This window comes from Mycobacterium sp. 48b (assembly GCF_048282725.1).
GTDB lineage: Bacteria > Actinomycetota > Actinomycetes > Mycobacteriales > Mycobacteriaceae > Mycobacterium.
Window position 1 is genome coordinate 2,950,812 of sequence record NZ_JBLVUL010000001.1, and the last position, 20,193, is coordinate 2,971,004.

19 protein-coding genes and 1 tRNA gene are annotated in these 20,193 nt (G+C 65.4%); 10 read left to right on the forward strand and 10 right to left on the reverse strand.

What is annotated here, in order from left to right; translation table 11 throughout:
- The first annotated feature begins 8 nt into the window (after positions 1-8).
- The 7 genes from ACNQR1_RS14395 to ACNQR1_RS14425 all read left to right on the forward strand — a co-directional run bounded on the left by ACNQR1_RS14395 (position 9) and on the right by ACNQR1_RS14425 (position 6,569).
- Positions 9-905, forward strand: coding sequence for a mycobacterial-type methylenetetrahydrofolate reductase (locus tag ACNQR1_RS14395; RefSeq protein WP_418046900.1), 897 nt, complete (start codon positions 9-11; stop codon positions 903-905).
- Between the two features lie 10 nt (positions 906-915).
- The gene (gene folP, locus ACNQR1_RS14400; protein ID WP_418046901.1) at positions 916-1,716 is read left to right on the forward strand and encodes a dihydropteroate synthase; all 801 of its coding nucleotides are present in this window, start codon (positions 916-918) and stop codon (positions 1,714-1,716) included.
- 592 nt (positions 1,717-2,308) lie between these two features.
- Positions 2,309-2,905, forward strand: a complete 597-nt coding sequence (locus ACNQR1_RS14405; protein ID WP_418050368.1) for a GNAT family N-acetyltransferase — start codon at positions 2,309-2,311, stop codon at positions 2,903-2,905.
- 66 nt (positions 2,906-2,971) lie between these two features.
- On the forward strand, positions 2,972-3,280 hold the full coding sequence (locus tag ACNQR1_RS14410) for an acyl carrier protein (RefSeq protein WP_082957603.1): 309 nt from the start codon (positions 2,972-2,974) through the stop codon (positions 3,278-3,280).
- On the forward strand, positions 3,277-4,842 hold the full coding sequence (gene mbtM / locus ACNQR1_RS14415) for a long-chain-fatty acid--ACP ligase MbtM (RefSeq protein ID WP_418046902.1): 1,566 nt from the start codon (positions 3,277-3,279) through the stop codon (positions 4,840-4,842). The genes ACNQR1_RS14410 and mbtM overlap by 4 nt, the downstream gene beginning before the upstream one ends.
- 79 nt (positions 4,843-4,921) lie before the next feature.
- Entirely contained in the window at positions 4,922-5,572 is a 651-nt protein-coding gene (locus tag ACNQR1_RS14420) for a dihydrofolate reductase family protein (protein WP_418046903.1), read from the forward strand.
- A gap of 145 nt (positions 5,573-5,717) precedes the next feature.
- Positions 5,718-6,569 carry an alpha/beta fold hydrolase gene (locus ACNQR1_RS14425; protein WP_418046904.1) on the forward strand — a complete coding sequence of 284 codons (852 nt, stop codon included), beginning with the start codon at positions 5,718-5,720 and terminating at the stop codon, positions 6,567-6,569.
- A 1-nt stretch (position 6,570) separates the two neighbouring features.
- On the opposite strand, the gene ACNQR1_RS14430 is transcribed toward ACNQR1_RS14425, so the two are convergent.
- The 8 genes from ACNQR1_RS14430 to ACNQR1_RS14465 form a co-directional block, all read right to left on the reverse strand.
- The gene (locus ACNQR1_RS14430) at positions 6,571-7,137 is read right to left on the reverse strand and encodes a TetR/AcrR family transcriptional regulator (protein WP_418046905.1); all 567 of its coding nucleotides are present in this window, start codon (positions 7,135-7,137) and stop codon (positions 6,571-6,573) included.
- 22 nt (positions 7,138-7,159) lie between these two features.
- Positions 7,160-10,036, reverse strand: a complete 2,877-nt coding sequence (locus ACNQR1_RS14435) for an RND family transporter (protein WP_418046906.1) — start codon at positions 10,034-10,036, stop codon at positions 7,160-7,162.
- Positions 10,036-10,425: an MmpS family transport accessory protein gene (locus ACNQR1_RS14440; protein ID WP_418046907.1), complete on the reverse strand. Its 390-nt coding sequence runs from the start codon at positions 10,423-10,425 to the stop codon at positions 10,036-10,038. Before ACNQR1_RS14440 ends, ACNQR1_RS14435 begins: the two co-directional genes overlap by 1 nt.
- Positions 10,426-10,634: 209 nt before the next feature.
- Positions 10,635-11,594, reverse strand: coding sequence for a D-2-hydroxyacid dehydrogenase family protein (locus tag ACNQR1_RS14445; protein WP_418046908.1), 960 nt, complete (start codon positions 11,592-11,594; stop codon positions 10,635-10,637).
- A gap of 3 nt (positions 11,595-11,597) precedes the next feature.
- Positions 11,598-12,866 (reverse strand): amidohydrolase family protein, encoded by a 1,269-nt coding sequence (locus ACNQR1_RS14450; RefSeq protein ID WP_418046909.1) that lies wholly within the window; start codon positions 12,864-12,866, stop codon positions 11,598-11,600.
- Positions 12,867-12,895: 29 nt separating this feature from the next.
- Entirely contained in the window at positions 12,896-13,669 is a 774-nt protein-coding gene (locus tag ACNQR1_RS14455) for a class II aldolase/adducin family protein (RefSeq protein WP_418046910.1), read from the reverse strand.
- A complete protein-coding gene (locus ACNQR1_RS14460) occupies positions 13,656-15,266 on the reverse strand; it encodes an AMP-binding protein (RefSeq protein ID WP_418046911.1) in 1,611 nt (536 codons plus the stop codon). The genes ACNQR1_RS14455 and ACNQR1_RS14460 overlap by 14 nt, the downstream gene beginning before the upstream one ends.
- 58 nt (positions 15,267-15,324) lie before the next feature.
- A complete protein-coding gene (locus tag ACNQR1_RS14465) occupies positions 15,325-16,107 on the reverse strand; it encodes a FadR/GntR family transcriptional regulator (protein ID WP_418046912.1) in 783 nt (260 codons plus the stop codon).
- 82 nt (positions 16,108-16,189) lie between these two features.
- Between ACNQR1_RS14465 and ACNQR1_RS14470 the strand changes: the two genes are divergently transcribed.
- Entirely contained in the window at positions 16,190-17,023 is an 834-nt protein-coding gene (locus tag ACNQR1_RS14470; RefSeq protein ID WP_418046913.1) for an MBL fold metallo-hydrolase, read from the forward strand.
- A gap of 12 nt (positions 17,024-17,035) precedes the next feature.
- Here the strand turns inward: ACNQR1_RS14470 and ACNQR1_RS14475 are convergent, their stop codons facing one another.
- Both ACNQR1_RS14475 and ACNQR1_RS14480 read right to left on the reverse strand, forming a co-directional pair.
- Positions 17,036-17,524 (reverse strand): universal stress protein, encoded by a 489-nt coding sequence (locus tag ACNQR1_RS14475; protein ID WP_418046914.1) that lies wholly within the window; start codon positions 17,522-17,524, stop codon positions 17,036-17,038.
- A gap of 414 nt (positions 17,525-17,938) precedes the next feature.
- Positions 17,939-18,014 (reverse strand) — tRNA-Arg (locus ACNQR1_RS14480).
- Between the two features lie 100 nt (positions 18,015-18,114).
- Here ACNQR1_RS14480 and ACNQR1_RS14485 point away from each other — a divergent pair.
- Positions 18,115-18,588: a group I intron-associated PD-(D/E)XK endonuclease gene (locus ACNQR1_RS14485; protein ID WP_418046915.1), complete on the forward strand. Its 474-nt coding sequence runs from the start codon at positions 18,115-18,117 to the stop codon at positions 18,586-18,588.
- 108 nt (positions 18,589-18,696) lie between these two features.
- On the forward strand, positions 18,697-20,166 hold the full coding sequence (locus ACNQR1_RS14490) for a wax ester/triacylglycerol synthase family O-acyltransferase (protein ID WP_418046916.1): 1,470 nt from the start codon (positions 18,697-18,699) through the stop codon (positions 20,164-20,166).
- Positions 20,167-20,193 lie beyond the last annotated feature (27 nt).

Genomic DNA, 20,193 nt, shown 5'->3' on the forward strand with positions numbered 1-20,193 from the left:
AGAAACCTGTGCCCTTGAACACCGTCGCGCTCGAGTTGGTGCCACCCAACACTGACCTCGGAGTCGAGCACGCTTTGGAGGAGGCGCAAAAGGTGGCGCGGCTCTCCGCGGAGAGCGGCATGGCAGGACGTCTCGGCCACGTCATGCTCCCGGCGATGATCACCGAGGATGGTGACCGCCCCATTGAGATGAAGCCCAAGATGGACGTTCTGGATTACTGGCAGGCGATCCAAACAGAGCTTCCGGGTGTGCGTGGCTTGTGCACACAGGTCACCTCGTTCTCCGACGAACCGGTACTGCGTGATCGGCTGACGGATTTGAGCGCGGCGGGTTTCGACGGCGTGATCTTCGTCGGTGTGCCGCGCACGATGAGCGACGGTGAAGGCTCCGGCGTCACGCCGACTGACGCCCTGGCCAAGTTCGACGGCCTTGTCGCGAACCGCGGGGTGATCCTGATCCCGACCCGCGATGCCGAGCAGGGTCGCTTCACTTTCAAGTGCGATCAGGGCGCCACGTTCGCCATGACGCAGCTGCTGTACTCGGACGCGGTGATCGAGTTTCTGCAGCGATTCGCCGTGGAAAGCGACCGCCGGCCAGAGGTTCTGCTGTCGTTCGGTTTCGTGCCGAGGTTGGAGAGCAGGGTGGGCCTCATCGATTGGCTGATCCAGGACCCCGGGAATCACGCCGTTGCTCGGGAGCAGGCCTTCGTTCGGCAACTCGCCACCAGTGAGCCCGACGTCAAACGAAGAGCGCTGGTTGACCTCTACAAGCGGGTGATCGACGGGGTGGTGGACCTCGGCTTCCCGTTGAGCGTGCATTTTGAAGCGCCCTACGGTGTTTCGAGACCGGCTTTCGAAACGTTCGCGGAGATGCTGGCGTATTGGTCGCCGGAACTGTCTGCCTGATCAGACCGTGATGAACGCACGGTCCAGCCCAGCCCGGATGCGGGTGATGGGAGTGTTGAACGCCACCCCCGATTCCTTCTGGGCCGACAGTAGATTCGATGTCTCCGCACTGGCGATCGCGGCGGGCCAGAGCATGTTCGAGGCTGGAGCGTGGGCGGTGGACGTCGGTGGCGAATCCACTCGACCGGGGGCCACACCGGTGTCTGTCGACGAGGAACTCGCTCGGGTACTCCCCGTTGTTGTCGAACTAGCGCACCTGGGTCCGGTCTCGGTGGACACCCGCAATCGCGAGGTGGCCGAAGAGGCGGTACTGGCCGGCGCCTGCATCGTCAATGACGTCTCGGGCAAGCTCTACGATGTTGCCGGCCGGCTCGGGGTGGGGTATGTGAGCATGCACTCGCACACGGTGCCAGTGCTCCCCGAAGTGGTTCCGGAGTACGAAGACGTGGTCGGCGAGGTGACGTCTTTTCTCACCGGTGTGGCACAAGCGGCTGCTGCCGGCGGCGCTGCTCCGGTGTGGATCGATCCGGGTATCGGGTTCGGCAAGTCCGTCGAGCACAACCTGGAGTTGTTGCGCAGCCTTCCTGATCTCTGCAATCACGGGTTTCCGGTGCTACTGGGAGTGAGCCGAAAGTCGTTCGTCGGCAATGTCACCGGACGCGCTGTTGACGGCCGACTGGCGGGATCGCTGGCCGTTGTCGCGCCCGCATGGTCGGCCGGCGTCGATGTCATGCGAGTTCATGATGTCGCCGAGACACTGGACACGATCGCAATGCTGCAGGCGATCTGGGGCTCGCCGCCGGCACCGTGACGCCGGATCAGCCCGCGGAGTGTGGGATAGCCCACATACGGTGCGGCTGCGTCGATAAGGGATTGGCTGAGACGAGCCGTTCGGCGGAGAAAGTCGACCACAACCGGCCCACCCGCTTCGCCACAGCATTCGCGGGACTGACCAGATCGCATCGCATCCGCCGTCCCCTGCCGGCAGGGCTATGCCCGCCTCGATCTGAAGCCCGTAGTCCGTTCAGTGGGTGCGGAAAGGGCTGTTGTACTGCACTTTTGAAACTGTTTCGAATATTGACGGTTGTTTTGGGTTTCATCAGAGCCCGGCCTGTGTACCGAAAGGGACTCCCCACCGTCGGAAGAGTTTTGGTTAATGTCACCCTCGCTGATCTGAGGAGGCTGCGGGTCGGGGTGTGCCGCACACACATGGGTGGCGCGCTCCGGCCTGTGCCGGACATAGGGGGATGGCATTTGACGTGCGATGAAGTGCTGCAGCACAGCGCAACTGGTAAGGCATTCCCTCGAATGCAGCGCACGGCGTGACCGACGCGCCATCCCGGGTGGAGGGCTTCGTGGCCGAATCTCTGACGCGCAGCGACAACCACCCGACGGAGTACCCGGTGCTTCCACGGGAGCTGAAGAACGTTTCCGATGCCGTGCGGCGCACCCCGCCTCCGCCGGTTCCACAACTGTTGCGGCCAAGCGCGATTCGGGTGGCCACGGACAGCGACGCTGTCCTGATCGCCGAGTGGATGAATCGGCCGCACCTGGCCGAGACCTGGGAGTACGACTGGCCGGTCGGGCGCTGGCGCCGCCATCTGAAAGCGCAGGTGGAGGGCGATTATTCGCTGCCGCTCATTCTGAGCATCGGTGGAGTCGACCGTGGCTACCTCGAAATCTACCGTGCCGCCAAAGATTCCATTGCCGACCGGTATGACAGTGAGCCGCACGATCTGGGTCTGCACGGTGCAATCGCCGACGAGGAGCTGGTCAACCGGGGTCTCGGCCCGATGCTGCTGCCCAAGATCGTCGCAAGCGTCCTGGCCGCCGACCCCGACTGTGAGCGGATCATGTTCGACCCGGATCACCGCAACACCACGGTGCGTGGGTTGTGTGAGTTCGCCGGGTGCCGCTTCCTCGGCGAGCACGAGATGTCCAACCGCAGGATGGCGCTCTACCAACTCGACCGGGACACCGCCCGCAAATGGATGACCTGAGTACCAAATCGTCAATCCGGCTGACCGACAGTCGGTTCCATCGAATCAATTGACCCGATACCGCAAATGAAAGGTGAGGCTGGGTCCCGTCGACCAGCCGGTTACTCACATATGACCGCTACCAATTCATCCACATCGCCCACTGTGACCGACGGGCTGATTTCGATCCTGCGCGACGATCTCGAACTGCCATGTCAGTCACTCAGTGCCAGTACACGTCTCGTCGACGACCTCGGGATGGATTCGGTTTCGTTCGCGGTGGGCCTGGTGACCATCGAGGAGAAGTTCGGTGTTCAGCTCAGCGAGGAAGACCTCATCACCTGCCGAACCGTCGGCGATCTGCAGTCCGTGATCGACCGCAGGAGCGCAGCGTGAACCCGCTCGCAGGAGCGCTGCGGGAGGCGATGGTCGGCTCGCCGCACGACCTGGTGGTCCTGGATCGTGACAGCGACAGCTGGCAGCGCCGTCCGTGGCCCGAGGTGCACGGGATCGCCGAGCACATTGCGGCCTACCTGTTGAACCGGGATCAGCCCGGCGCCGTGGGGCTGGTGGGCGAACCCACGGTGGAATTGATTGCCGCCATTCAGGGTTCGTGGCTGGCGGGCGCCGGGGTGTCCATCCTTCCGCGTCCCCAGCGCGGCGCCGAACCGTCGGAGTGGGCGCGCGCGACGTTGTCGCGGTTCAGCAGCATCGGCGTGACAACGGTGTTCAGTTACGGCGCCACCCTGCAGCTGCTGCGGGATGCAGGCTCTTCGCTGACCGTCTGCGATGTAGCCGACGCCGCACGCACACCGAACTCGACGCAACTGCGGTATCCCGACAGCGCAGACGTGGCCATCCTGCAGGGCACCGCCGGATCCACCGGCACCCCGCGCACGGCGGTGCTGACACCCGAGGCTGTGCTCAACAACCTTCTGGCGGTAACGCAACGATTGTCCCTGAGTCGCAACGATGTCGGGTGTACGTGGTTGCCGATCTATCACGACATGGGCCTGGCGATGGTGTTGGCGTCCACGATGTCCGGTATGCCGCTGTGGCTCGCCCCGACGGGCGCCTTCTCGGCAGCGCCGCTGCGATGGGCCGAGTGGCTGTCCGAATCGTCGGCGACCTTCACTGCCGGGCCGAATTTCGGATACTCGGTGCTCGGCCGGTTCGCCAACCGTGTCTCCGATGTCGACCTCGGCGCGGTGCGGATTGCGATCAACGGGGGTGAACCCGTCGATTGTGCCGGTGTCGATCGTTTTGCCATCGGCATGAGCAGGTTCGGTTTCAACCCGGGAGCGATGGCGCCCTCCTACGGCATGGCCGAGTCGACGTGCGCGGTGACCATTCCAGCACCAGGGGAAGGTCTGCGCATCGACATTCCGGACGCCGCCGACACCGGCCGGCGCTACGCGCTGCTGGGCCGTCCGGTGCCGGGCATGGAGGTCCGCATCGTCCCGTCTCCGCACGACGAGTCCGGCACGGCCGGCGAAGTCGAGATCCGGGGCTCATCGATGATGACGTCGTACCTGGGGGATCCCCCCGCCGATGCCGGCAGCAACGGCCAGTGGTTCCCGACCGGCGATATCGGTTACCTCGTCGACGGTGCACTGGTGATCTGTGGGCGTTCCAAGGAGATCATCACGATCGCCGGACGCAACATCTTCCCCACCGAGATCGAGCAGGTGGTCGGCGAGGTGGACGGTGTCCGTGAGGGAGCGGTCGTCGCTGTCGGCACGGAATCCGGTGCTGCACAATCGCGTCTGCTGGTGGCGGCAGAGTTCATCGGGACCGAACAGGACGCCACCCGCAGTGCCGTCATCCGGCGGGTGGTGTCGGTGTGCGGTGTCACGCCCGCCGACGTCGTGCTGATGTCGCCCGGATCGTTGCCGCGTACGTCGTCGGGAAAGCTCCGGCGGCTCGAGGTCCGTCGCCAACTGGAGGCCGCGCGGTAGCCGCCTGGTCCGAGCGATGAGTTTTACCCTCGTCTCGAGTCCAATCAGCATCCACTGCTGACCGAACGGGAGAGACAACGTGGCCCAACTGCTCAAAGTCCAGAACTTCAACGTCTCCGGCGACGGATACGGCGCCGGCGAGAACCAGAGCTTTGAGCGCCCGTTCGGTCACGCCGATCCCGGGACGATGTTCGCTTGGGCCGGCGCCACGGCCAGCTGGCCCAACCGGACCGAGCCGGGCGGCAGTCGTGGCCTGGACGACTACCTCACCCGGGACTTCCACCACAACATCGGCGCCGAGATCATGGGCCGCAACAAGTTCAGTCCCTACCGCGGCCCGTGGCAGGATCACGCCGACTGGCAGGGCTGGTGGGGTGAGGAACCGCCCTTCCATACCCCGGTTTTCGTCATGACCCACCACGAGCGACCGTCATTCACGCTGTCCGACACCACGTTCCATTTCGTCAACGCTGATCCCGTCACCGTGCTGGAGCAGGCGCGGGCGGCCGCGCAGGGCAAGGACGTGCGCCTCGGCGGGGGAGCGGCCACCGTCCGGCAGTTCCTGGACGCAGGCCTGATCGACACCCTGCACGTGGCGGTGTCGCAGGTCGAGTTGGGCAGCGGGTCCCGCCTGTGGGAGTCACCCGATGAGCTGAACGACCGGTTCCACCATGACGTCGTCCCCAGCCCCGGCGGCGCGGTCACCCATCACCTGTTCTGGCGAAAATGAACCACCGGAACGCGTGACGTCCGGCTGAGGCAGGTTTTGGCCGGCGGCGACTGGGTAATGCACTGAACGACCGGACGATCTCTGGACGCAGAATGCTGTCCGGAGAGCTTCGTTTGCCGAGCCCAGCTGGAGGGAGACGCTGCCCATGACGGCGATCACCGCGTATCGAGGACTGCTTCGCTCAATCGATCTGCACGTCGAGGACACCGGCGGTGACGGACGACCCGTGGTGTTGATCCACGGCTGGCCGCTCACCGGGGAGTCCTGGGCTCCACAGGTCGAGGCCCTGGTAGCTGCCGGTTACCGGGTGATCACCTACGACCGAAGAGGTTTCGGCCGCAGTGACACGTCGTTGGTGGGCTATACCTACGAATCGCTGTCAGATGACCTCTCGGCATTGATGGAGGAATTGGATCTACGCGATGCGACTCTGGTCGGATTCTCCATGGGCGGAGGAGAAGTGGCCAGCTATTGTGCCCGCAAAGGGACCGCAAGGGTGCGCAGTGCGGTGTTCGCGGCGTCGGTGACTCCGTACCTGCTGCATTCCCGCGACAATCCCGACGGGCCGCTGAAAAAGGCGGAGGCCGCCCAGATGGCGATGTCTTTGACGAAGAACCAAGACGCGTTCTACGACCAGATGATGACCGACGTATTCTCGGCCAACGGGGAACTGGCGATCAGCGAGGACCAACGTCAGCAGGCACTGGCGATGTGCGGTCAGGCCAGCAAGAATGCCGCGCTCGCTTGCCTCACCGCTTTCGGCAATACCGACTTCCGCGAGGACCTGCCCCGGGTGACGGTGCCCAGTCTGGTGGTTCACGGCGACGCCGACGCGACTGTGCCGTTGGCGGGATCCGGGTTGCGCACTCACGAGGCGTTGCGTGACAGCCGGCTTCACGTGATCGCAGGCGGACCCCACGGGATCCCGATCAGCCATGCCGAAGAGTTCAACAAGGTACTGCTGGAGTTCCTCGCCGAGGAGTTCGTGGCGCGCTGATCTAGTCGCGGCAGCGTACTCCGCGCTCGAATGTGCGGATGACGGCCGGAGCGGCTGCATGCTGTGGCATGAGCCCGTCCTTGGAGTCCTGGCAGGCCCACATGACCAGACCGTAGAGCGCGTGTTCGAGCCATTGTGTGCTCGACTCCGGATCGAAGACGCCTTCGGCCTGGCCGCGTTCGATCAGGGTGGTGAGGTAGCTGTTGTCGGGCACCGCCTCGGGTGGCAGGCCGCGGAGAACGTTGGGGTCGTCGAACAGAAACAGCAGGCGGTTACCGACCGAGATCATCGCGTTGATGACGCGCCGCATCGCCTCGATCGCGCAACCCTCCTCGGGTGCGGCAGCGGCCACGGCGTTCGTCACGACCTGCACCGAGTCGAGAATTGTCGCTGTGATCAGGCATTCCCGGTCGGGGAAGTAGCGGTGCACCGTTGTGCGGCCGACCCCGGCAGCCTTGGCGATATCGGGCAACGTCGCGGTCCGGTCGTCAGCCAGGACTGCGGCGGCGGCCTCGATGATCGCACCGCGGGTGCGCGCCTGGGTGGCCGAGAGCTCGCCTGTGCTCATCCGTCGATGGTATCGACGCGGGTCACGACATTCCCGCCACCGGTATCGGTGTGGTCCGATCGGAGAGGAAACGCGCCGGACGCTGGCGCACCGGCAGCGGCCACCAGAACCAGCGGCCGAGGATCGCGGCGATCGTCGGTGTCATCAGCGAGCGAACGACAAGGGTGTCGAACAGCAGGCCCAGGCCGATCGTGGTACCACCCTGTCCGATGGCGATCAGATCGCTGGTGGCCATCGAAGCCATCGTGAACGCGAACACAAGGCCGGCCGCGGTGACCACTCCGCCGGTGGCGCCCATGGCCCGGATGATCCCGGTGTTGATGCCCGCGCTGATCTCCTCCTTCATCCGCGAGACCACCAGCAGGTTGTAGTCCGATCCGACCGCCAGCAGGATGATGACCGAGAACGCCAGTGTCATCCAGTGCAGATCGATTCCGAGCAGGTACTGCCACACCAGGACCGAGAGGCCGAACGAGGCGGCCAGGGACAGGATCACGGTGCCGACGATGACGAATGACGCGATCAGGGCGCGGGTGATCAACAGCATCACGATGAAGATCAACGTGATCGCGCCACAGGCCGAGATCAGCAGATCCCACTGTGCGCCGACCTGGATGTCCTTATATGTGGCCGCGGTGCCGCCGAGATAGATCTTGGCGTCGGCCAGTGGCGTCGTCTTGATCGCCTCGCGGGCCGTCTTCAGGATCGGGTCGACATGCGAGATACCTTCGGAGGTAGCCGGATCCACGTCATGGGTGATGATGAACTGTGCGGCCTGGCCGTCCGGCGAGACCATCAGATCCAGACCGCGTTTGAAGTCCGGGTTGTCGAACGCCTCGGGCGGCAGGTAGAACGAGTCGTCGTTGCGGGCGTCGTCGAACGCCTGGCCCATCACCGAGGCGGTGTCGGTCATCTTGCCGATCTGGTCGACCAACCCGTTGAACGTGCTGAACATCGTTTTCATCGTGCCCTGCATGGACTTCGAGATGGCGATCATCGGTGGCAGCTGCGCCACCAGCTGCGGCATCAGCTGGTCCATCTCGTTCATGTTCTTCACCGATTGCGAAAGGGTTTCGGTCATGGTGTCGATGCCGTCGAGCCCGTCGAACAACGAGCGCATGGAATGGCACATCGGGATGTCGTAGCAGTGCGGCTCCCAGTACAGGTAGTTCCGCATCGGCCGCATGAAATCATCGAAATCAGCCATGTGATCCCGCATTTCGTTGGTGCTGGCCTGCATGTCGTTCATGCTGGCGGTGAGCTCATGGGTGATGTCGGTCATCCGGTTCATCAGGCCCAGCATGTTCTCCATGATCGTGATCATCCGGCCGAGATCGTCGGTGAGCGTGTTCATGTCGCCCATGCGCTCACGCAGGAACTGCAGGTTCTCGGTCATCGACACCGATTGCATGCTCACCTGGAACGGCACGGAGCTGTGCGCGATGGGGCGGCCCAGCGGCCGGGTGATGCTCTGTACGCGTGCGACGCCGGGGACGCGGATCAGCTCGCGGGCGATCTTGTCCAGCACGATCATGTCGGCCGGGTTGCGCAGATCCCGGCCCGCGTCGACCAGTAGCAGATCGGGGTTCATCCGCGCGGCGGTGAAATGCCGCTCGGCGGCGGCATATCCGACGTTGGACGGTAGGTCCTTGGGGATGTAGAGGCGCTCGTTGTAGGACGTCTGGTAGCCGGGTAGGGCCAGGAGTCCGACGAGCGCCACCGCGATGGCCGCGGCCAGGATCGGGACCGGCCAGCGCACCACCGAGGTTCCGAGCCTGCGCCAACCGCGCGAGCGGATCTCGCGTTTGGCGTCGAGCAGCCCGAATCGGCTGCCGACCACCAGCATTGCCGGCGCAAGCGTCAGTGAGGCCAGCACCACCACGGACATGCCGATGGCGCTGGGGATACCCATCGAGCTGAAGTAGTTCAACCGGGTGAAGTGCAGGCAGAGCATGGCGCCGGCCACGGTGAGGCCAGAGCCGAGGATGACATGACCGACTCCGTGAAATGCGGTGTAGTAGGCGTCTTCCCGCTCCTGGCCCTTCTGCCGCGCCTCCTGATATCGGCCGACGAGGAAGATGGCGTAGTCGGTTCCGGCCGCGATGGCCAACGAGGTCAGCAGGCTCACCGAGAACGTCGACAAGCCGAGCAGGCCGGCGTGGCCGATCGCCGCCACGACACCACGCGCGGCCGACATCTCCAGCAGCACCACGATGAGCATCAGCAACATCGTGGCGATCGACCGGTAGACGACGATCAGCATCACCGCGATCACGGCGATGGTGACGAAGGTGATCTTGACCATGCTCTTGTCGCCGGCTTCGTTCATGTCCGTGGTGAGCGGACCCTGGCCGGTGACATAGGCTTTCACGCCCGCGGGCGGGTGGGATTCGTCGATGATCTTGCGGACCGCGGCGACCGATTCGTTGGCCAGCGTCTCGCCCTGGTTGCCGGCGAGATTGACCTGAACGTAGGCGGCCTTGCCGTCGGTGCTCTGGGATCCCGCCGCAGTGATCAGGTCGCCCCAGTAATTCTGCACGTGCTGAACGTGTTCGGTGTCGGCCTGCAGCGTGCGGACCAGTTCGTCGTAATAGTGGTGGGCGTCGGTGCCGAGCGGCTGGTCGCCCTCCAGCACGACCATCGCGATGGTGTCGGAGTCGAATTGATCGAAGCGCTCGCCGATCTTCTTCATCGCCACCAGCGCCGGGGCGTCCTGCGGCGAGAGCGATACGGCATGCTCGTGTCCGACGACCTCGAGCTGGGGGATCAGGGCGTTGAGGACGACGACGAGGACGATCCAAGCCAGGATGATCGGGATCGCTGCCACGCGGATGACGCGGGCGACTCCCTTGTGGTCGGCGCCCTTGAGTTCGGAGCCGTTGTGCTCGTGGTTGCCCATCATGCGGCCTTGTCCAAGCAGAAGGCTTGGGCGTCATGCTGGTTCACGGTCTGCTCGTCTCGGACTTCGCCGTTGACGACGATCCGGCAGCTGATCACTTCGCTATCTCCTTGGGCAACCACGTTGGCGAACACCGTGGGCAGGGTGGTGACAACCTCGTGCCGCCACGGCAGTGACGTGAAGCTCTCGGTGTGGGGCTGGGCGTCGGCGTCCAGGTAGCTGACGTGGCCGCTGGTCCCGCTGGGGCCCTCGATCTCATAGAGGACGCGCTTGGGGTTGAACTCCACGATGTCGTCCCCGGCCGACTGTCCCGGTTCGGTGTTGATGTGCGTGCCGAAGATCCCGTGCATGCGATTCATCGCGAACCCGCTGACTGCGAGCGCGGCCACGAGAACCAACGGGATCCAGAAGCGTCTCGCAAGCTGAAAGACCCTGGCCACGGCGGAATCCACCTCTCCGGTTCGGCGTACGCCGACGGAAACCCCATCCGACCGCGTTTCAACCGGGAGAACGTAACAGGCCCGTAGTGGATCGACAACGTTCCATTAAGGAATCTTGATCTTCCTCACAGTTACCTTCAGAGGGGAATTTTTGGCCCTCACCCGGGGAGCAAACGCACCGGGGAACCTGCGCAGTAGGCCGCGATGTCCTCGACAATGTCCCGGTAGAAGATCTTCATCACACCCTCGGTGACGTAACCGAGGTGCGGGGTCAGCAAAGTGTTGGCCAGCGTGGTCAAGGGGTGGCCCGGAGGCAGGGGCTCCTGCTGGTAGACATCGAGGGCCGCACCGCGGATCTGGTTGTCGCGCAGTGCTTCGGTCAGCGCGGGCTCGTCGATCAAACCGCCGCGCGATGTGTTCACCAGGATTGCCGACGTCTTCATGGCGCCCAGTTCGTCCCGGCCGACGAGGCCGCGGGTCGTCTCGGCGAGCACCATGTGCAGCGACACCACGTCGGCCTCCGCGAACAGTGCCTCGCGCTCCACGCGGACCACGCCGGCCTTGGCTGCACGCTCGTCGGTCAGGTTGGGGCTCCACGCGATGACGTTCATGCCGAATGCGGTGCCGATTGCGGCCACCCGGCTGCCGATCCGGCCCACCCCGACCAGTCCGAGGGTGGCCCCGTGCAGGTCGCCGCCGATGGTGCTCTGCCACCGCCCGTCGCGGATACGTCGATCCTCGATGGCCAGGTGCCGCTGCAGCCCCAGGATCAGCGCCCAGGTGTGTTCGACCGTCGGGGTGATGGCTCCGCCCGTGCCCGACACGGTGATCCCGAGCCGGTGGGCGGCGGCGACGTCGATGGCGGCATTGAACGGTCCGGTGGTCACGAGGAGTCTCAGGTCGGGCAGTTGGGCGAGCAGCGTCGCGTCGAGCGGCGTGCGTTCTCGCATCGCGACCACGACTTCGCGGCCGGCCAGCGTCTCGACCAGCGCCGGACCGGGTGCGATGTGTTCCCGTAGTGACGTGATCTCGGTGGCGCACGGAATCGGTGACCAGTCGACGGTGTCGGCGATTCCCTGGTAGTCGTCGAGGACGGCGATGCGCAGTGGCTCGGTCATCGCTCAGTAGGCGTTCGGATCGCTCTGCACTGCCAGGGGCACCGGATGCTGATAGAGCTGGGATGCGTTCTCCCAGGTGATCTTCCGGATCACCTCGGCGGGCAGGCCCTGGATCTGCTCGTGGATGGTGTGCTGGGTGTGCGGCCAGGTCGAGTCACAGTGCGGGTAGTCGGCTTCGAGCAGGATGTTGCCGGTGCCGATCCGTTCATGCTGGACGAACGAGGACTGGTCCTCGACCGCGCAGAACCAGAAGTTCCTGCTGAACACCTCGGCGGGGGAGAGGGTTTCACCCAGCGCCTTCCAGGTTCCGTACATCTGGTGGTAGCTGAGCATGTGGTCGAGCCGGTCGAGTAGACCTGCCACCCAACCGATCCCGCCCTCGGACAGGCAGATCTTGAGGTCCGGGTACCGGCTGGGCAGACCCGAGTACAGCCAGTCGACGGCGGCGGTGATCGCGTAGGCGAAGAACAGCACGCCCTGCACGTCCGGCGGGGCGTCGTCGGTGGTCGACGGCGCCGAACCGGAGGACCCGATGTGCAGGTTGACCACGGTGCCTGTCTCGGCACACGCCGCCATCATCGGCTCCCAGTACCCGGAATGGATGGTCGGCAGCCCGAGCATGGCCGGGTTCTCGCTGAAAGTCACTGCGTGGAAGCCGCGTTCGGCGTTCTCGTAGATCATCTGGGCGCCGACCTCGGGGTCGAGCAGCCACGGCAGCTGACACGGGATGATCCGCTCGGGATAGGCGCCGGCCCACGCCTCGAGGTGCCAGTCGTTCCAGGCCCGCACCGCCGCCATCGCGAGGTCCCGGTCCTTGGTCACCTGCTGCAGCCGCTGGCCGGCGAACCCGGGAAGGAAAGACGGGAAGTTGAGCGACGCGTACACGCCGTTGAGATTCATGTCCCTGACGCGTTCGTGAATGTCCCAAGCGCCGCGCCGCATCTCGTCGAACCGCGCCGGCTCGAAGCCGTATTCGGAGACCGGCCGGCCCACCACGGCGTTGAAGCCGACGTTGGGCAGTGACTGCCCGTCATACATCCAGGTCTGCCCGCCGTTCTCGGTGTCGACGACCTTCGGGGCGCGATCGGCGAACTTGCGCGGCACCCGGCCGGTGAACGTGTCCGGCGGTTCGACGATGTGATCGTCGACGGAGATCACGGTGTAAAGGCGTTCGGCCCGTTGTGGTTCGGGCAGGAACGTGACCGTGCGTTCGGCCCCCTTCTGGGCGGTGGTGAAGTCAAGATTGCCGGCGAGATCGTCGATGGACTTCATGGGCGAGGTCTCCTTCCAGGGTCCGGGAACTAGGTGAGCACGCCGGGGTCGGCCTTGATGGTCATACGGGCCGCCCCGGCCCAGTACACGTCGGCGGCGCGTTCGATGAGCGAGGACTGCATGCCGTACATGTCCGAGCGGTTCATCGCGGTCGGCTCCTGGCCGGTGAGCATCACCTGGTAGGCCAGTTTGCAGACCCGGTCGATCGACGCGGCCCGGTATACGGCCTCGGCCAGTGTGCCTCCGGTGGTGATGACGCCGTGGTTGGCCAGGATGGTGAGATTGGCGGAGCCGATCCGTTCGGCGAGTTCGCGAGCCCGGGGTGCCGAATCGACTTCACCGTCATAGGTTTCGACGAAGCACATGTCGTCGAGGAACAGCGACCCGGTCTGGTGCACCAGGTCCGGCAGCTTTCCCAACGCCGCGACGAGGCTGACGTAATAGGGATGGTTGTGGATGACGACGCGGGCATCCTCGCGCACGCGGTGCAGTTCGGTGTGGATGTGGATGGCCGGGGTGACATCCCACCGGCCGCGCACCACCTTTGCGTTCCCGTCGACCACGCAGATGTCGGATGCGGTGAGCTCCTGCCACCACAGCCCCCACGGATTGACCAGCATCTCGTCGCGTCCTTCGGGTTGCCACGTGATGTGGCCGGCCATGTTCTCGGCAAACCCGATGTCGGCCAGGTGCCGGAACGCCACCGCCAGTGCCTGTTCTTCGGACAGGTCGACGCCGATGGGCGGGGTCACCGACGGCGACCACACCTTCAACCCGCCCTGACGCATCTCACCGACGCTCATAGCCGTCTCCCAACCGCGTCCGGATATCCTCGCGGAGTTGCCCTTTGGCGATCTTCCCGCCCGAGGACCGGGGCAGCTCGTCGAGCACGATGAGCCGTTCGGGAAGCAGTTCCTTCGACATGCCCTTGGACAACAGGTGCTCGACGAGCCCCGGGAGGTCGATGGTCTGTCCGTCCGCGCGGGCTACACGTGCTACGGGTTCTATGTAGACGCAGACCTTCTCGCCGAAGACCGGGTCGGGCATCGCCACCGCGGCAGCCACTGCCACGGCCGGGTGCGTCGTCACCGCATCCTCGACCTCGCCGGCACTGATGTTCTTGCCGCCGCGCACGATGAAGTCCGAGGTGCGACCGGTGACCGACAGGTAGCCGTCGGCGTCGACCTCGCAGACGTCACCCATCCGCATCCAGCCGTCGGGCGTGTAGAGCTTGTCGTGGTCGACGCCGCCGAGATATCCCAGACTGGTGGCCGGACCTCGGCAGGCCGGTTGCCCACGGCCCGTCGAGGTCACGTCGTCATCACCGTCGAACAGGCGGACGTCCATCTCCGGCACCAGCCGTCCGGCGGTGCGCAGCCTGCGTTCCCGGGAGTCCTGCAGCGTGGTCCCGCTCAACAGACCGGTCTCGTTGGAGCCGTAGAACTGCAGGATGGTGGCTCCGGTGAGTTCCTCGAAGTCGGCGGCCCGCTGATACGGCAGCGCCTCACCGCCGGTGAAGACCACGCGCAGTGCGCTCAGGTCGTTCTCGCGCGACGCCGGGTCGGCCATGATCATCATCAGTTGGGTACTGACACAGCACAACACGCTGACCCGGTGGCGGGCGATCGCCTCGCACGCGGCTGCCGCGTCGAACTTTTCCAGCAGCACCGTGGTGGCACCGAGGTAGATCGGGGTGGTGTGGGCGGTCCAGATGCCGAACCCGAACGGGGCGGGGATGACCGGCAGGAAGACGTCGTCGGAACTCAGCGCTCCGTTGGCGACTGCCTGCTGATGAAAGTAGTGCCACCGGTTCTGCGTGTGCACAACACATTTGGGCAGGCCCGTGGTGCCCGAGGTCGAGTTGATCAGAAACACGTCGTCGGCTCCGACGCCCGCCGCCGGGGGTCGCGGCGGGGCGTCGCTGTCGAGGGTCAGGCCGTCCAACACCAGTGCGCTGATCTCAGGCGCCAGTCCCGACACCGTGGCTTGTACAGACGGATGCCGCGCGGCATCGCTGATCACCAGGCGCGGGTTGGTGGCGCGCAGGATCTGGCCGGCCTCACGCGTACCGGCGCGGGCACCGATCCCCACCACGACGGCTCCGCATCGTTCGATCGCCACGAACAGCACATGGATGGCCGCGGTATCGCCGTGCCAGACCGCCACACGGTCGCCGGGCCTGACGCCGAGACCGGCCAGCTGGGCGGCCAGTAGCGATGCGGCGCGGTCGAATTCGTTCCACGTGATCGTGGCCGAGGGGTGGTCGACGTAGGCCGGTTTGTCGGGGTTTGTGAGGGAGTGGGTGCGCACGGTCTGCGAAAGGGTGCGGTCCGACCACCAGCCGGCGGACCGATAGCGGGCCGCGTCCACGGCGTCCACGGTGGCGTCGCCGACCTTCATGACCAAATCATATGAAAATAAGATTCTGTGTCAACGGTCACAATGTCGGCCGCCGAGATCAGGGTTTCCGGGGGTCGGACTGCGCCCATGTGCGCACCATCGCCGGGTCGACGATCCCGTCGACGCCCGGGTACTGCTGGGCGTTGACCAGATGTGCCGCGGCCAGATCGCGGGCTCGCTGGGCATCGCCCATGTCGATCGCGTCGATCACCTGCCGATGATCTTCCAGCACCGCCCGGCGCTCCTCGACAGGCACGGTGGAGTGGTCCGTCACCTGGGCCGACCAGTTTTGCTCGTGGGCGGACCACAGGGCCTCGAGTGCGCCCGCGAGAATGATCATCGTCTCGTTTCCGCAGTGGCGTACGAGCGCTTCGTGATACCGGCGACTTGCCGAGGTGGCCTGCAGCAGATCGGCAACCGATCTGACCGATTCCTCGTGCAGTTCCCGGAGGATGGGTACAACCGTGCGTTTGCGGTCCGGGCGCTGGGCACAGAGCGCCGCGCACGCCGGCTCGACCTGAAGCAGTGCCGTGCCCACATCGGCGAGTCCGACCCGGCCCGCGCCGAGTACCAGCCCCATGGTGTAGGCAAGGTTTGCTGAGTCGGGTCGGTGGATCACCGCGCCGCCGAGCTTGCCGCGCCGCACCGTCAACAGCCCCTCGGCCTCGAGGATGCGCATGGCCTCCCGCAGGGACGGTTTGCTGATCGGATACTCGACGAGTAGTTCGTCTTCCTTGGGCAGGATCGTGCCGTCGGGGAGCTCCCCGGTCAGGATCCGGCGCCGCAACTGGTCGGCGACCTGTTCGGCAAGTCGCTGGAACCGGACGTTTGGCTGCGCCACGCATCGAGTGTGCCAGATGCTGCGCCGTTGATGGAGCTGTGTGGAGCCTTGTATCCAAATGATTTGTCTCATACGGTGAGCCATGCAGAAGTGGACGATCGGCGCGCTGACGGTTCACGCGGTCCTGGAGACGGTGGTGCCGACCCGGCCTGACCGGCTGTTTCGCGGGCTTCCGGCCGAGCTCCCGAGCTGGCTTCACCCGCACTATGTCGACGACGCCGGCAATCTGCTGGTGGCCATCCAGTCGTTCCTGATCGAATCCGGCGACGAGCTCGTGGTCGTGGACTGTTGCTTCGGCGAAGGCCACGACCTGCCGTATCAGATCACCATGGACCCCGACCAGTACCGACAGTCGTTGGCCGCGGCAGGATTCAGCCCCGACGACGTGACCACTGTCGTCTGCACCCACCTGCACCTCGACCACGCCGGGCGCAACACCTCCCGACGTGACGGTGCCTGGGTCCCCACCTACCCCAACGCGACCTACCTGCTGACCGCTGACGAGTACACGTCGTGGCGGCAGTCCTCAGCCCCGAATCGCGCCGCCGCCGAGACCGTGGAACCGCTTGCCGCGCACGATGTTCTGCGACTGACCGAGATGGACCACGAGATCACCGACGAGATCCGGCTGATGGCCACACCCGGTCACACCGCAGGCCATACCGCGGTACGGATCGAATCAGCCGGGGAAGTGGCGATCATCAGCGGAGACGTGATCCACCATCCGCTCCAGATCACCCACCCCGAGGTAAAGGCCCTGCCCGATGACGATCCGGATGCGGCCGCGGTGACCCGCGCCCGACTATTGCAGGGCGTCGTCGACGAGCAGGCGTTGCTGTTCGGAACGCATTTCGCGGCCCCGGCCGCGGGCACCGTCGTCGCCGACGACGACAGGCTGCTCTGGGTGTCGGCCTAGGCCGCGAGCGTCTCAGACCGCGGTGTGGACGATGAGGATGTCGATCTTGACGCGCCGGGCGATGGTGGCGGGCACCGAGCCCAACAGGCGGCCGGCCACGGAGTCCAAGCCGATGTCGCCGACGACGATCAGATCCGCATCGATTTCTTTGGCGAGTTTCACCAGGGCGTCGACCGGAGCACCTTCGACCGCCCGCTCGACGATCTCCGAGGCGCCGGCGGCCCTGGCCCGGTCGCGCGCCACCTGGAGGATCTCGTAGACCGGGGCGGCGCCGTGCATCCGGTAGCCCTCGCTCTTGAGGCTGTCCTCCGCGCGGGTATCGACCACATGATCGGGCGACGGCGGTCGCGACCAGCCGCCTTTTTCGGCCACGGGCTGATGAGCACTCGCGACGATCAGCTTCGCGTTCTCCTGCGCGGCGACCATGGCGGCGCGGTCGACCGCACGTAACGACGAGTCGGACCCGTCGGTCCCGACCAGAATCGTCCGATACGTGCTCATGTCAGCTCCGAACTGTCGGCTTACCAGGACAGACAGACCTTAGTGCACGTCATTCTTCCGCAGACGGAGATTGGGCTTCGCGCCGCGTCGAGGATCAACCGAAGTAGGTGTGAAGCATCAACCGACGTCTTACAGATGGAGAGCGGTTCTCGGTCATGGGCGCCGAGTAAACGGCGACGTCGAAGCCCTGCCAACTGAAGTCAAGCAAATGTGCTTGATGCTTTCGCCGTACGGGCACGCCGGCGAGGCGAACGCCGAAACGAGCATGCTGCCGAGCGCGTCCGGATCAGACGAGCTACGTGAGATTCAGGCTCACCGTCTGTATTGAGCGAGCACTCGACCGACATGGAGTTGTCAGATGTGCGGGGTACCGTGCGCTCAAGAAAGAGAAGCACACGTCAAACGAACGAGATATGGCACCCCCGACAGGATTCGAACCTGCAACCGACCGGGTAGAAACCGGATGCGCTATCCGTTGCGCCACGGGGGCAAATCGGACCACCACAATTTACACCGCGTGGGTGTCGTTGCCGAAACGGATATGCACCACGTGGGCTGCTCGAACCGCAACCGATGAAACGAGCGAGTCAGTGGGTCGACATCACACCAAGGACAAAGGCGACCTCGGCGTCGCCAAAGCGCATGCCGACCTGGTTGGCAAGGGTTTTTACGTGCTGTTCCCCGCGACCGAGCATGCGCCCTTCGACCTTGTGGCGTACGCGGCGGGCACCTTCCACCGCATCCAGGTGAAGTACCGGTCGGCACGGGCGGGAGCGGTCAAACTCAACCTCCGGTCCACCTGGGCCGATCGCCATGGCGCGCACAGCACACCCATCGACAAGGACGCGATCGACGTCATCTGCATCTACTGCCCGGACACCGACGAGTGCTACTACATCCGGCCCACTGATCACGGAGTCTCCGTCAATCTCCGGATCACGCCGACCAAGAACGGTCAGCAGAAACGGATTTTGACGGCCGACCTGTTTCGCGACCTACCAGACAAACACCTTCCGCCGGACAAACACCTCCCGCCGGTCGACGAAATCCGTACCTCGGCGTGAAGGAGCGGTGACGCGCGACGGACGCCCGGCAAAGTCCTCCCGCGGGGCCGGAGGCGGACTAGCGTGGACGCTGCACTGGCGGCCAGGAGAGGGGAGAGGGACCACGCTATGAGCGACGTGCCGGAGTTGGATGCGGCAGGACTACCCGAAGAGCTGAGCGCAGTCGACCAGCTACTGCATCGGGGAGAGGCAAACCCGCGCACCCGGTCCGGAATCCTGGGCGTCGAGATCCTCGACACCACACCGGATTGGGAACGATTCCGGGCTCGACTGGACCACGCGTCGCGCAAGGTGCTGCGGCTGCGCCAGAAGGTCGTCATCCCGACCCTGCCCACGGCCGCTCCGCGCTGGGTCGTCGACCCCGACTTCAACCTCGACTATCACGTGCGGCGCGTGCGGGTTCCGGCGTCGGGCACGCTGCGCGACGTGTTCGACCTGGCCGAGGTCGCGCTGCAGTCGCCGATGGACATCACCCGTCCGCTGTGGAGCGCCACGCTGGTCGAGGGACTGGCGGACGGCCGCGCGGCGACCATCCTGCACCTGAGCCACGCGGTGTCCGACGGTGTCGGCTTGGTGGAGATGTTCGCCAACATCTACGATCTCGAACGCGATCCCGAGCCGGCCGCCGCGGCGCCGCTGCCGATCCCGCAGGACCTCTCGCCCAACGACCTGATGCGGGAAGGCATCAACCGGCTCCCCGGATCGATCGCCGGTGGCGTGCTCGGCGCGCTCGGACAGGCGGCCCGCACGGTGACCAAGGTTGTGCGTGACCCGGTCTCCGCGGTCAGTGGTGTGGTCGACTACGCGATGTCCGGAGCCCGGGTGATGGGGCCGGCCGCACATCCTTCCCCGCTGCTGCGCCGACGGAGCCTGTCGTCGCGATCGGAGGCCATCGACATTCCGTTTTCCGACCTGCGCCGGGCGGCCAAGGCTGCCGGCGGGTCGATCAACGACGCCTACCTGGCCGGGCTGTGCGGTGCCCTGCGGATCTACCACGAGGCCAAGGGCATCTCGATCGAGACGCTGCCGATGGCGGTGCCGGTCAACCTGCGTTCCGAGGACGATCCGGCCGGGGGTAACCGTTTCGCCGGGGTCAACCTCGCCGCGCCGGTCGGGATCGTCGACCCGGAGACCCGGATCAAGGCCGTCCGGTCTCAGATGATGAGCAAGCGCGAGGAACGTGCCATCGACGTGGTCGGGTCGATCGCGCCCGTCCTGAGCCTGCTGCCAGACGCCGTGCTGGAGACGGTGGCCGGTTCGGTGGTGAACTCCGACGTGCAGGCCAGCAATGTCCCGGTCTGGCCGGGGGATACCTTCATCGCCGGGGCAAAGATCTTGCGCCACTACGGAATAGGACCGCTGCCCGGAGTCGCGATGATGGCGGTGTTGATCTCGAGATCGGGATACATCACCGTCACCGCTCGCTACGACCGGGCCGCCATCACCGACGAGAAGCTGTTCGCCGAGTGCCTACTGGCGGGCTTCGACGAGGTGCTGGCGCTCGGCGGCGGCGGCCGGGCGGAGCCGGCCTCCTTCAGCACCGACACCTCGGCGACGAACGGGAGTGCTGCACAGTGACTTCGAAGGATTCCGCGGCACGCCCAC